This window comes from Streptomyces sp. NPDC050617, assembly GCF_040654795.1.
Lineage (GTDB): Bacteria > Actinomycetota > Actinomycetes > Streptomycetales > Streptomycetaceae > Streptomyces.
Window position 1 is genome coordinate 248,342 of record NZ_JBFAIS010000004.1, and the last position, 13,520, is coordinate 261,861.

6 protein-coding genes are annotated in these 13,520 nt (G+C 74.5%); 4 read left to right on the forward strand and 2 right to left on the reverse strand.

The window, feature by feature from the left end; translation table 11 throughout:
• The first annotated feature begins 163 nt into the window (after window positions 1-163).
• Window positions 164-7,738, forward strand: a complete 7,575-nt coding sequence (locus AB0I49_RS07985; protein WP_363225961.1) for an SDR family NAD(P)-dependent oxidoreductase — start codon at window positions 164-166, stop codon at window positions 7,736-7,738.
• A gap of 51 nt (window positions 7,739-7,789) precedes the next feature.
• Here AB0I49_RS07985 and AB0I49_RS07990 read toward each other — a convergent pair whose 3' ends face one another.
• Complete coding sequence (locus AB0I49_RS07990; protein ID WP_363225962.1) at window positions 7,790-8,671, reverse strand: LysR substrate-binding domain-containing protein; 882 nt, start codon at window positions 8,669-8,671, stop codon at window positions 7,790-7,792.
• A 159-nt stretch (window positions 8,672-8,830) separates the two neighbouring features.
• Between AB0I49_RS07990 and AB0I49_RS07995 the strand changes: the two genes are divergently transcribed.
• Window positions 8,831-10,135 (forward strand): MFS transporter, encoded by a 1,305-nt coding sequence (locus AB0I49_RS07995; RefSeq protein WP_363225963.1) that lies wholly within the window; start codon window positions 8,831-8,833, stop codon window positions 10,133-10,135.
• A 10-nt stretch (window positions 10,136-10,145) separates the two neighbouring features.
• On the opposite strand, the gene AB0I49_RS08000 is transcribed toward AB0I49_RS07995, so the two are convergent.
• Window positions 10,146-10,907 carry a DeoR/GlpR family DNA-binding transcription regulator gene (locus AB0I49_RS08000; protein ID WP_363225964.1) on the reverse strand — a complete coding sequence of 254 codons (762 nt, stop codon included), beginning with the start codon at window positions 10,905-10,907 and terminating at the stop codon, window positions 10,146-10,148.
• Window positions 10,908-11,177: 270 nt separating this feature from the next.
• On the opposite strand from AB0I49_RS08000, the gene AB0I49_RS08005 reads away from it, so the two are divergent.
• Window positions 11,178-11,996: an endo alpha-1,4 polygalactosaminidase gene (locus tag AB0I49_RS08005; protein WP_363225965.1), complete on the forward strand. Its 819-nt coding sequence runs from the start codon at window positions 11,178-11,180 to the stop codon at window positions 11,994-11,996.
• 189 nt (window positions 11,997-12,185) lie between these two features.
• The gene (locus AB0I49_RS08010) at window positions 12,186-13,517 is read left to right on the forward strand and encodes an extracellular solute-binding protein (protein ID WP_363225966.1); all 1,332 of its coding nucleotides are present in this window, start codon (window positions 12,186-12,188) and stop codon (window positions 13,515-13,517) included.
• The last annotated feature ends 3 nt before the right edge of the window (window positions 13,518-13,520 follow it).

Below are 13,520 nucleotides of genomic sequence, written 5' to 3' on the forward strand. Positions count from 1 at the left end.
CTTGACAGCAATCGCCCACTACGGTGCGTGACCTGGCAGTGGCGTGCGGCCGTCTGCCGCCCACCGGAGTCCGACGCGAATCCGACGTGTATCCGACGCGAGTCCGACGCCGGCCTGGCGCGAATCCGATGTGACCCACGTGAATCCGACGAGAAGAGGATCGATGCAGCAGAGCAACGCGGCGCCCCGCCGGCCCATCGCCGTGGTCGGGGCCGCCTGCCGACTGCCCGGCGGGGTCAACTCGCTCCGCGAGCTGTGGTCGGCGCTCGAGGAGGGGCGCGACCTGGTCGGGGAGGCGCCGCCCGACCGGTTCGAGGCGGAGCGCTTCGTGGATACGGGCGTGCCGCGGCCGGGCAAGAGCTATACGGCCGCCGGCGGCTTCCTGGCGGACGTCGCGTCCTTCGACGCCGCCTATTTCGGGATCTCGCCCGCGGAGGCGGAGCAGATGGACCCGCAGCACCGGCTGCTGCTGGAGCTGGCCGCGGAGGCGCTGGACGACGCGGCCATCGCGCCCCGGCGGCTCGCCGGTTCGGACACCGCCGTCTACGTGGGGATCTCCGACGCGTCCTACGGGGCGCTCCAGTTGATGGCGCAGCGGTCCATCAGCCCGTACACGATGTCCGGCGGCGCCTCGTCGCTGGCCGCGAACCGCCTGTCGTACGCCTTCGATCTGCGCGGCCCGAGCATGGCCGTGGACACGGCCTGTTCGTCGTCGCTCATCGCCCTGGACCGCGCGTGCCACACGCTGTGGGAGGGCACCAGCCACGTCGCCGTGTGCGGCGGCGCGAACCTGCTGATCTCCCCGTACCACTACGTGGGCTTCTCCCAGGCGTCGATGCTGTCGGTGCGCGGGGTGCCGGCGCCGTTCTCCGCGCGGGCCGACGGGTTCGTACGCGCCGAGGGCGGCGGCGTGGTGATCCTCAAGCCGCTGGAGGCGGCCCTGGCCGACGGCGACCGGGTGCACGGGGTGATCCTGGGCACCGGGGCCAACAGCGACGGCCGGACCCTGGGCATCGCGCTCCCCAACGACCGGGCCCAGGAGGACCTGCTGCGCCAGGTGTACGCGCGGGCCGGCGTGGACCCCGACGAGCTGGTGTACTTCGAGGCGCACGGCACCGGCACCCCGGCGGGCGACCCGCTGGAGGCGATGGCGATCGGCCGGGCCCTGGGCAGCCGCCGCATCACCGGGGACCTGCCCTTCGGCTCCGTCAAGAGCAACCTCGGCCACCTGGAGCCCGCGTCCGGCATGGCGGGGCTGTGCAAGGCGCTGCTGGTCCTGCGGCACGGGACGATCCCCGCCACCCTGCACGCCGACGAGCCCAGCCCGCACATCGACTTCCCGGGGCTCGGTCTGGAGCTGACCACCACGCCCCGGCCGGTCGCCGCCGCCGAGCGGCCGGTGGTGGGGGTCAACTCCTTCGGCTTCGGCGGCGCCAACGCGCACGCGATCGTCTCCGCCGCCCCCGTTCCCGCGCCCCGCCCCGCGGACCCCGGCGTCCCGCCGGGCGCTCCGCTTCCGGTGCTGGTGTCGGCGCGCGACGAGAAGGCCCTGGCCGAGGCCGCGACCGCGTTCGCGGAGCATCTGGCCGACCTGCCGGAGGAGGAGTTCTACGACGTCGCGCACACCACGTGCCGGCGGCGCGGCCGGCACGAGCACCGGGCCCTGGTGCTGGCCCGTACGCCGGGCGAGGCGTCCCGCGCCTTCGCCGAACTGGCCGGGGCCGACCGGACGCCGCCGCGCCCGGAGCCCGGCGGCCCCGTCGGCGCGCGGGCCCAGGGGGTGCGCGGCGGGCGGGTCGCGTTCGTGCTGTGCGGCAACGGCTCCCAGTGGGCCGGGATGGGCGCCGATCTGCTGGCCCGGGACGCGGACTTCCGGTCCGCGGTGGAGGAGTTCGACGCGCACCTGACGCCCCGGCTCGGCTGGTCGGTCGCCGAGTGCCTGGCCGCTCCCCCCGAGGACTGGCGGCTCGCGGCCACCGAGGTCGCGCAGCCGCTGCTGTGCGCCGTGCAGTTGGGCATCGCCGCCGCGCTCCGCGCCAGGGGCGTCGAACCGGCCATGGTGGTGGGTCACAGCGTCGGCGAGGTCGCGGCCGCGCACCTCGCCGGGGCGCTCACGCTCGCCCAGACCGCGCGGGTCGTCGCGGAGCGCGGCGCGGCGCAGGCGCCCACCGCGGGCCTGGGCCGGATGGCGGCCGTGGGGCTGGGCGAGGAGGAGGCGCGGGCGCTGCTGGCCCCGTACGGCGAGCTGCTGGAGATCGCGGCGGTCGGCGGCGACCGGGATGTGACCGTGTCGGGCGACGCCGGGGCGCTCGCCGCACTCGGCGAGGAACTGGCCCGGCGGGAGGTGTTCTTCCGCGACCTCGGCCTGGACTACGCCTTCCACAGCAGGGCCATGGACGGGCGGCACGACGCCCTCACCGAGGCGCTGGCCGGTCTGGAGCCGTCGGCCGCGGCCCTGCCGATGTACTCGACCGTCACCGCGGACCGCGTCCTGGGCCCGGAGCTGGACGCCCGGTACTGGTGGCACAACGTGCGGCGTCCGGTGCGCTTCGGCGCCGCGGTCGAACGCGCCCTGGACGACGGCGCCGACATCCTGCTGGAGGTCGGCCCGCACCCGGTGCTGCGCGGTTCGCTGCGGCGCCTCGCCGCGGGCCGTCCCGCCGAGCACATCGCGGTGCTGCCCACGATGCGCCGGGAGGCGGACGCCGTGCACGCGCTGGACACGGCGTGCGCGGCGCTGCTGGCGGCCGGGGCGGAGTTCGACTGGGAGCGGCTGCTGCCGGCGCCCGGCCGGGTGGCGGATCTGCCCGCCTACCCGTGGCAGCGGCAGCGGCACTGGAAGGGCACCCCGCAGTCCTGGGTGCGCTCCAGCGGCGACGGCGTGCTGCGGCACCCGCTGCTCGGCGAGCGGCTGCCCGCGCCCCAGCCCGTATGGCAGGGGGCGGTCGAGCCGGTGCTCGTGCCGTGGCTCAGCGGCCACCGGGTGGGCGGCTCCGTCGTCATGCCCGCCACCGCCTATCTGGAGATGGCGCTGGCCGCGGGGCGGGAGGCGCTGGACACGGCGGTCGAGGTCGAGCACATGGACATCAGCAACGCGCTGGTGGTGCCCTGGCCCGACGCGGGCGGCACGAGCGTGCAGGCGTCCCTGAACCCCGACGACGGAACGTTCTGCCTCACCAGCACCACCGAGAACTCCGGGCAGGCACGGCACCACGCCCGTGCGCGCGTACGGGCCGGGCTCCGGCCGCGGCCCGAGCCGCTCGACGTGGAACGAGCCCGCCGGGAATGCCCCGAGCCGCTGGCGGCGGAGCGGTTCTACGGCGCCTGCGACTCCGTCGGGCTGTGCTACGGACCGGCGTTCCGGGTCCTGGAGGAGATGTGGTGCGGGCCGGGCACCGCGCTGGCCGCCTACCGGCACGACGCGCCCGGCGACCCGTACACGGTGCACCCCGCCCTCCTGGACGGCGCGCTCCAGACCGGGGTGGCCCTCCTGCTGGACCGGATCGCCGCGGGCCACCCCTACCTCCCGTCGACCGTCGCCGCGCTGCGGGTGTGGAAGACGCCCGCGCCGCAGGGCCTCATGCTCGTACGCGAACGCGCCCGCACCGACGACGAGGTGTGCTGGGACATCCTCCTCACCGACGAGGACGGCACCGTCGCCGCGGAGTTGGAGGGGTGCCGGCTGCGCAGGCTCCAGATCGGCCGGATCGCGCAGGTCGGCGCGATGGAGACGGTGCTGCGGGCGGCCCCGCACAAGGAGCTGCCCCGTACGCCCGTACCGCTGCCCGCCCCGGCGGAGCTCGTGGAGCGGGCCGGCCGGCGGATCGGGGCGCTGCGCGCCGCGTGGCGCGACGCGGGCCACGGCGAGGCCGTGGAGGACATGCAGCGCTACACGGCCGCGCGGTACGGGGAGCTGATCGCCGCGCTGCTCGACGACGCGGACAAGCCCTTCGCCGTCGCGGACCTGATCGCCCGGGGCCTGCCGGCGCGGCACGGGCGGCTGTTCGATCTGCTCGGCCCGTTCCTGGAGCGGCAGGGCGTCTGGCGGGCGGAGGACGACCGGTGGCGGCTGTGCGCTCCGGCCGCGCCCGCGTCGTCGCTGCTGGCCGAGTTCGTCGCCCGCCACCCGGCCTTCGCCTCCACCGCCGCCCTCACCGCACGGCAGCTCCAGACCCTGGCGGACTCCTGCCGCGACGGCGCGGACGCCGCCGAGGCGACGGTCTCCGACTCCGCGGCCCGCATGCTGGAGCAGTACTACGACGTCTCGCCGCTGTGCCGGTTCCACAACCGGGTGGCGCAGGCGCTGGTGGAGCGGATGGCCGACGCGTGGCCGGCGGACCGTGCGCTGCGGGTGCTGGAGATCGGCGCGGGTACGGGCGGGACGACGGCGGCGCTGCTGCCGCTGCTGCCCGCCGACCGCACCCACTACACGTTCACCGACGTCTCCACCTACTTCCTCACCCGTGCCGAGACCCACTTCGCCGCGTACGACTTCGTCGAATACGCCGCCCTCGACCTCGACCGAGACCCGGCCGAACAGGGCCTGGCCGCCGGCGAGTTCGATCTGATCGTGGCCTCGAACGCCCTGCACACCGCCGCCGACCTGCGGGAATCGCTGCGCCGGGTGCGTTCTCTGCTGGCCCCCGGCGGGCAGCTGCTGGCGTTCGAGACGCACGACGCGGAGGTGCTGGCGCCCGTGTTCGGCGCCCTGGACAGCTTCTACGCGCACACCGACCGCGAACTGCGGCCCGGCTCCCTCCTGCTGCCCCGCGACGAGTGGCCGCGGCTGCTCGCCGAGAGCGGCTTCGACGCGGTGACGCGGACGGGGGGCGACGAGCCGCCGCTGCGCGAGGGGTGGTCCGTCTTCCTCGCCGCCGCCCCGGCCGAGGCGGAGGCGCCGGACGTGGCGCTGCCCCCGGCGGACGGCGCCGGTACGTACCTCATCGCCGCCGAGCAGGAGAGCGAACTGCCCCTGGCGCGGGCGCTCGGCGGGACGCTGGAGGGGCGCGGCGCGGGAGCGGTCCGCACGGTGCCGCTGCCCGGGCGGCCCGAGGAGTGGGAGGCGCTGCTCACCGAGGCGGTGACGGGCGCGAAGCCTGTGGAGACGGTCGTCGTCACCGTTCTGCTGGGAGACGAGCCCGGGGACGAGACCGGGGACGGGCCCGATGCCGTCGCCGTGGCCGCGCGCCGCGCGTCCGCGCTCGGCGCCCTCGCCACCGCCGGCGAGGGGCTGCCCGACGGCGTCCGCGCCGAGCTGTGGCTGGTCACCCGCCCCTGCGGGGCCCTGCCGGCGCTGGAGGAGATCACCCACCCCGAGGACGCGGCGGTCTGGGGCGTCGCCCGCACCCTGGCCAATGAGCACCCCGCTCTCGTGGGCCGCCGCGTGAGCCTGCGGCGCGGCGACGCGGCGGCCGACGCCCTGCGGCTGGCGCGGGAGATGCTCGCGGCCGGCGACGAGGACGAGATCGTGCTCACCGCGTCCGACCGCTTCGTCCCCCGCGAGCGGCCCCGCCCCGAGCCGTCCCGGCCCGCCGGGGACACCCCGTTCGCGCTGCGGGTCCGCCGTCCGGGCCTCTCGTACGAGCTGGTGTGGGAGGAGACGCCCGTACCGGCCCCGCCGGGGCCGGGCGAGGTGCTGGTGGACGTGCGCGCGAGCGCCCTCAACTACCGCGACGTGATGAAGGCGGTCGGGCTGCTGCCCGCCGAGGTCTTCGAGAGCGCCGCGGACTCGGAGGGCGTCGGCCTGGAGTGCGCGGGCGTGGTGCTGGCCTGCGGCCCCGGCGTGACCGGCTTCGCGCCCGGCGACCGGGTCGTGGGCATGACGTACTCCGCGTGCGCCAGCCACGCCGTGATGCAGTCGGTGAAGATGTGGCGCCTGGCCGATGAGGTGTCGTTCGCCGAGGCGGCGGCGGCCCCCATCGCGGTCACCACCGTGCAGTACTCCCTGGGGGACCTCGCGCGGCTCCAGCCCGGGGAGACCGTTCTGATCCACGGCGCGGCGGGTGGGGTGGGCCTGGCCGCGGTCGGCTACGCGACGCACAAGGGGGCGCGGGTGATCGCGACGGCGGGCAGCGACCTCAAGCGCACGTTCCTGCGGAGCCTGGGCGTCGAACACGTCCTGGACTCGCGGACCCTGGACTTCGCCGAGCAGGTCCGCGGCATCACCGGCGGGCAGGGCGTGGACGTGGTCCTCAACTCCCTCGCCGGGGAGGCCATGGCCCGCAGCCTGGAGCTCCTGAAGCCCGGCGGCCGGTTCGTGGAGCTGGGCAAGCGCGACTTCTACGAGAACAAGCCGCTGCTGCTGCGCCCGTTCACCAGGAACATCGCCTTCTTCGGCGCCGACGTCTCGCAGATCCCGGACCACTGCTTCCCCCGCATGCGCGCGGAGATGGGGGAGCTGGCCAGCGGCAGCGCGCATGTGAAGGTGCCGCACACGGCCTTCCCCGCCGCGCGCGTCGCCGAGGCGTTCGCGCTGCTCCAGCACTCCCGCCACCTGGGCAAGGTCGTCATCACCTACGACCCGCTGGACGAGCCCCTGCACATCGCGGAACGTCCGGCGCCGCCGCGGCTCGACCCCGAGGGCAGCTATCTGGTCACCGGCGGCACGGGCGGGTTCGGCGCGGCCACCGCGTGCTGGCTGGCGGAGCTCGGCGCGCGGCACCTCGCCCTGGTGAGCCGCCGCGGGGAACTGGCCCCGGAGGCGGCGGCCACCGCCGCGCGCCTGACCGAACTGGGCGCGCGGGTCAGCGTGCACGCCGCGGACGTCACCGACCCCGAGGCCGTACGCGCCGTCCTGGCCGAACTGGAGGCGGCGGGGCGGCCGCTGCGCGGGATCGCGCACGCGGCGATGCACCTGGACGACGCGTCGCTGAGCGAGCTGAGCGAGGAGCGGATCCGTGCCGCGCTCGCGCCCAAGATGGCGGGCGCGCGGGTCCTGGAGTCGGCGGCCGCGGAACGCGGCGCAGAGCTCGACCTGTTCCTGCTGCACTCCTCGGGCACCGTCGTCATCGGCAACATCAAGCAGGCCCCGTACGTGGGCGCCAACCTCTACCTGGAGGCGCTGGCCCGCCGCCGGCGGCAGCGGGGCGAGACGGCGCTGGCCATCGGCTGGGGACCCATCTCCGACTCCGGCTACGTCGCCCGCAACGCACTGGGCGGCAGCATGGAGCAGATGGGCATCAAGCCGACGACCGCGGCCGACTCGTTCGCGGCGGCGGCGCCGCTGCTCACCTCCGGGGCCGACGTCGCCCCGGTCCTGCGGGTCGACTGGAGCCGGCTGCCCGCGCTGATCCCGCAGATGGCCGCCCCCCGGCTGCGGGACCTCGCCCCCGCCGGGGCCGGGGACGCGCTGAGCCGGGAGGAGTTGCTGGCGCGGCTCGCCGCCATGAACGCGGACGACGCGCTGGAGTACCTCCGCACCACCCTCGCCGGACTGCTGGCCGAGGTGCTGCGCCTGGAGGCCGATCAGCTGGACCCCTACCGCAGGCTCGACGACTACGGCATGGACTCGCTGATGGCCGCGCAGGTCCTGGTCAATGTCCACCAGCGGTACGGCGTCGACATCCCGCCGATGGAGCTGCTGCGCAGCAACGGCACCATCGACGACCTGTCGCGCATCCTGCACGTACGCCTCGGTCTGGCCGGTCAGTCGGCGCCGGCGGCCGCGCAGCCGCGGGTGGTGGCGCAGTCCCGTACGGAGCGGGAGCCGGAGGCCGCCGACGTACGGCCGGCCGGCTGACGGAGGCGGGTCTCCTCACCGGGGGCGCGGCGCGCCGTCGCGCCCCCGGAGTCACTCCCCGTCCGGGACCGCGCCGAGGCCGCGCAGGAACGCGGCGGCGGGCGGGGAGGGGCCGAGGCGGCTCCATACGAGCCGCTCGGTGCGGGTGGGCGCGCCCTGGACGCGCAGGATGTGCAGCCCGGTGAGGCCGGAGGCGATGGCCTCGGGCACCATGCCCACCGCCAGCCCCGCGCGTACCAGTTTGGCGAGCATTTCCACGGTGGTCACCTCGAAGGCCACGTCGGTCCGCAGCGCGGCGGAGAGGAACACCGCCTCGGTCTGGCGGCGGGCGGCCGAGCCGGCCGTGTAGTCCACGAAGGTCTCCCGCGCCAGCCGCCGCAGGCCGACTCTCTCCTGGCCCGCGAGGGGGTGGCCCGGCGGGACCACGGCCACCAGCTCGCCGTGCGCCAGGACCTTTTCCCGTACGCCCTTGATGCGCTCGCTGGGCACCACGCCCACGAAGGCGACGTCCAGGGTGCCCTGCCGGACCTGTTCGATGAGCTCCTCGCTCATATCGACGCGCATACGGACGCGCACCTTGGGGTGCTGGGCGCGGAACTCCCCCAGCTCCTTGACGAGGTCGACGGCCGCGACGGTGGAGATCGCGCCGACGGCGAGCCGGCCGCGCACCTCGCCGGACGCCGCCTCCACCTCGGCGCGGGCGCGTTCGGCGGCCTCCAGGGTCTGCCGGGCGACGGGGACGAACGCCTCCCCCGCGGCCGTCAGCCGCACGCTGCGGCTCGTACGGTCGAAGAGCCGGGAGCCGAGCTCCTGCTCCAGGCGGGCGATCTGGTGGCTGAGCGCGGACTGCACGACGTGGCAGCGTTCGGCGGCGCGGGTGAAGCCGCCGGTCTCGGCGACCGCGACGACGTAGCGCATCTGCTGGAGCTCCATGGCGGGATCCTAGCGATCGATCTCGTTCCGCGATCGATGGGATGACAACGATGTGTTGGACTCATCGATGGCGGACGGCTCACTCTGGAGCGTACGCACCGGCCTCGCCACCACGGCGGGGCCGGTGACTGTTCGTATGCGGGGCGCCAGGGAGGACATATGGGAGCGACGGAGCACGGCCCTGAGGGGAGCCGGAGGCTGGGGCGCGGCTTGCTGCTGCTGATGTCCGTCGCCACCGGCCTGTCCGTGGCGGGCAACTACTTCGCCCAGCCGCTGCTGGACGTCATAGGCCGCGACCTGGGGCTGAGCGCGTCGACCGCGGCGCTGGTGGTGACCGTCGCGCAGGTCGGGTACGGGCTGGGGCTGCTGCTGCTCGTACCGCTGGGGGACCTGGTGGACCGGCGGCGGCTGGCGGTGGGGCTGTGCGCGGCCACGGCGGTCTTCCTCACCGTGACCGCGAGCGCGCCCGACGGGACGCTGCTGCTGGTCGGCACCGCGCTGACCGGGCTGGCCTCGGTCGCGGCGCAGGTGGTCGTGCCGTACGCGGCGACCCTGGCGCCGCCCGCCGAGCGCGGCCGGACCGTGGGCACGGTCATGACGGGGCTGCTGCTGGGCATCCTGCTGGCCCGTACGGCGTCCGGGCTGCTCGCGGACCTCGGCGGCTGGCGCACGGTCTACTGGGTCAACGCCGTGCTGATGCTGCTGATGGCGGTGGCGCTGCGGCTGCGGCTGCCGGTGCTGCCCACGCCCGCGGGGCGGGGGTACGCGGCGCTGATCGGCTCCACGCTGCGGATGTTCGCGGACGAGCCCGTGCTGCGGTGGCGGGCGGCGCTGGGCGCGCTGTCGTTCGCGCCGTTCAGCGTGTTGTGGACGGCGCTGGTCTTCCTGCTGTCCGGCCCGTCCTACGGCTGGTCGGAGGCGGAGATCGGGCTGCTGGGGCTGGTCGGCGCGGCCGGTTCGCTGGCCGCCTCGACGGCGGGCCGCCTGGCGGACCGGGGCCTGGTCCAGCATGTCTCCGGCATCGGGGCGCTGCTGCTGCTGGGCTCCTGGGGCCTGCTGGCCCTGGCCGGCTCCGGCGGGCCCTGGCCCCTGGTCGCGCTGCTCGCCGGGGTGATCGTCCTGGACCTGGCCGTACAGGCCGTGCACATCAGCAACCAGAACCTCGTCTACGCCGTCCGCCCCGAGGCCCGCAACCGCCTCAACTCCGCCTATATGACCAGCTATTTCGTGGGCGGCGCGGTCGGCTCCGCGCTGACCAGCGCGGTATGGGGCGCGGCGGGCTGGGGCGGCGTGTGCGCCCTGGGCGCGGCGCTGTCGGCGGCGGGGGTCGCGGTATGGACCGCGGAACGGCTGCGGCACCGGGCGGTGGAACGGACGCGGCAGGTGGAGGCCGACGCGAGCGAGGGCCCCGCGGGGGCGGCCTCGACGCCGGGCTCGGCGTCGACGGGGCGGGCGGCGCGGTAGGGGTGCGGTTTCAGCCGACTACCGTGACCCGTACCCCCAGCTCGCCCATGGCCGTCAGTTCCCCCGTCGGGGCTTCGGAGTCGGTGATGAGGGTGTGCACGTCGGCCGTCGGGCAGATCTTGGCGAAGGTGGTTCTGCCGATCTTGGAGTGGTCGGCGACGACGACGGTGCGGCTGCCGTGGGCGGCGAAGGCGCGGTCGGTGGCGGCTTCGAGCTGGTCGTGGGTGGTGCAGCCGTGGGCGGCGCTGATGCCGTCGACGCCGAGGAAGGCGATGTCGGTGTGGTGGTCGGCGAGGGTCTTCTCGGCGATGGGGCCGACCAGTTCGTAGCTCTGGCTGCGGGCGGTGCCGCCGATCACGATGAGGGTGACGGTGGGGCGGAGCACCAGGTTCGCCGCGATGTTGACGGCGTTGGTGACGATCGTGACCGGCCCCCGGTCGGCGAGGATGCGGGCCACTTCGGTGGTGGTGGTGCCGCCGGTGAGTCCGACGACGGCCCCCTCCGGCACGAGGGCGGCGGCCGCTCTCGCGATGGCCTGCTTCTGCGGGGAGCGCTGGTCCGCGCGGTGCTGGAGCGGCAGCTCGATGCTCAGTCCGCTGGGGAGCGCGCCGCCGTGCGTGCGGTCGAGGAGCCGCTGCTCGCTCAGGTGCCGCAGATCGCGCCGCACCGTGGCCGGTGAGACGTTGAGCAGCCGTGCGAGCTGGGTGACGTCGGCGCTGCCCTGCGCTGCTACGTGGTCGAGTATCCGCGCATGGCGGTCTGTTCGGAGCACGCAGCGAGCATAGCCCTGACAAGCGGGTTCGCTCATGCCTGTGCACGGAATGCGCGTACTGATGAGCGGACAGGCCATTGTTCAGTCAAAACCGATCTATTGACATGGCTGAATACGCTCGCTTTACTCCCTGGCAACGCCGGTCTCGGAGACTCGGCGCAGAGGTACGCCCAGCCGGTAGTTGGCCACGCCATGAGCCCGGACTGAGTCGCCAGGGCCCGCTCAAGGGTTCCGAGGCGGGGCCGTGCCCCCAACAGCTGGAGCTCGACGATGAGCCTCAATCGTGTTGTGCGCAGGAGCATGACGGTGGCCGCCGCCTTCTCGGCCGCCGCCGCGACCTGCCTGATCGCCCCATCCACCGCGTCGGCCGCCCAGGCCGGCATCACGCTGCCCACGCCGCACGTCAACTTCGACTACCAGATCGGCGGCGCGTACACCCCGCCCTCCGGTGTGAAGGCCGTCAGCCGCGACTACACGGCGGACCCCGCGCCCGGTCTGTACAACATCTGCTACGTCAACGCCTTCCAGACCCAGCCGAAGAAGGAGGGCGACTGGGACTCCGACCTGTTGCTCAAGGACGGCAACGGCGACGTCGTCTACGACGGCAAGTGGGGCGAGGCCATCCTCGACATCCGCACCGAGGCCAAGCGCAAGCGGATCGCCGCCAAGGTCAACGGGTGGATCGACACCTGCGCCGCCAAGGGCTTCCAGGCCGTCGAGCCCGACAACTACGACACGTACGACCGTTACAAGAAGTTCCTGAACAAGGACCAGGCCGAGGACCTCATGACGCGCCTGTCCCAGCACGCCCACGCCAAGGGCCTGGCCGCCGGGCAGAAGAACTCCCCGGACCTGGCCGCCGACCACAAGGCGACCGGGGCGGACTTCGCCGTCGCCGAGGAGTGCGGCCGGTACAACGAGTGCGAGAAGTACACGAAGGCCTTCGGCTCCCGGGTCTTCGTCATCGAGTACACGGACAAGGGCATGAGCAAGGCCTGCTCCGCCTGGGGCGACCAGCTGAGCATCGTCCAGCGCGATGAGGACGTCACCCCCAAGGGCAACAGCGAGTACGTCCGCAAGACCTGCTGAGCCGAGCGCCGGGTTCCGGGTGGCCGGAACCCGGCGCAATCCGCGTGCCGGCCGCTCCGCCGCCCGCCTTTACCGTCCCCTCCCCCTTCCGCTCCCCCTTTGCCGTCCCCTTCTATGTTCCCCGCCGGCACCGCCCCGTCCCGCGGCGGCGCCGGCCCGACGCAGGGCGCCAAACCCCTGGAGGTAGTGATGACAGCAGTCCCCCGAGCGCCCGGCCGGCCGTCGCGGCGCGGTGTACTGCGCGCCGGCGGCGTCGGCGCCCTCGCGGCGGCGGCCGGCGGCGCCCTGGCCGGCTGCGCGGCGGACACCGCCAGCGGGGTCGGCGCCGACGGCCGCGTCACGATCCAGATGTGGCACGGCCAGAACGACACCGCCGCCAAGGCCATGAAGGGCCTGGCCACCGAGTTCGAGCGCACCCACCCGAAGATCCGGGTGGACATGGGCGGCGGCGTGCTGGCCGACACCATGCTGCAGAAGGTGACCGCCGCGCTCGCCTCCGGCTCCTACCCCGACATCGCCTACATCTTCGGCTCCGACCTCGCGAACGTGGCCCGCAGCCCGCAGGTGGTCGACCTGACCGAGAAGGTGCGTCAGGGCCCGATGCCGTGGCGCAACTTCCACGCGCCGGCCCGCGAGGCCGTCACCGTCAACGGCAAGGTCCGCGCGCTGCCCGCCCTCCTCGACGCCATGGCCGTGATCTGCAACAAGAAGGTGTTCGCCGACGCCGGGGTCGACCTGCCCAAGCCGGGCTGGACCTGGGACGAGTTCACCGACATCGCCCGCCGCCTCACCAGCCCGGCCAAGGGGCGGTTCGGCACCGGCTGGCCCGGCACCGGCGACGAGGACACGGTGTGGCGGCTGTGGCCCATGGTGTGGGACCTGGGCGGCGACGTCATCGCCGAGGACGGGAAGAGCATCGGCTTCGAGAAGGCGGGCCCCCGCGCCCTGGAGGTCCTCAAGAGACTGGCGGAGGACAAGAGCGTCTACATCGACCCCAAGCCCGGCAGCGAGCAGCTGGACCAGGTCTTCCTCTCCCACCGGATGGGCATGTCGCTCTCCGCTCCCTGGGCCCTTCCGGACATCGTCCAGGCGAAGCTCGACTACCACGTCGTGCCGCTGCCCACCTTCAGCCGCCGCCCCGTGACCATCTCCGGTCCCGACACCTGGGTGCTGTTCGACAACGGCGACGCCCGCGCGGAGGCCGCGTTCGCATTCGCCACCTGGCTGACCCAGCCCGCCCAGGACAGCCGCTGGGACATCGAGGGGGGCAGCCTGCCGCTGAGCCGCCGCAGCGAGGACCGCCCCGCCTGGCGCGAGCACGCCGCCCGTACGCCCGGCATGTCCGTGTTCACCGACGCCGTCACCACAGCGCGGGTACGCCCCGTGCACCCGGCCTACCCGCGCATCTCGCGCTCCCTGGGGCAGGCCATCATCGCCGTGCTGCTCGGCCGCAAGAGCCCCGCGGCCGCGGTGCGCTCCTGCGCCGAGGAGTCCAACGCCGCCCTGCTCATACCGCGCTGAGGA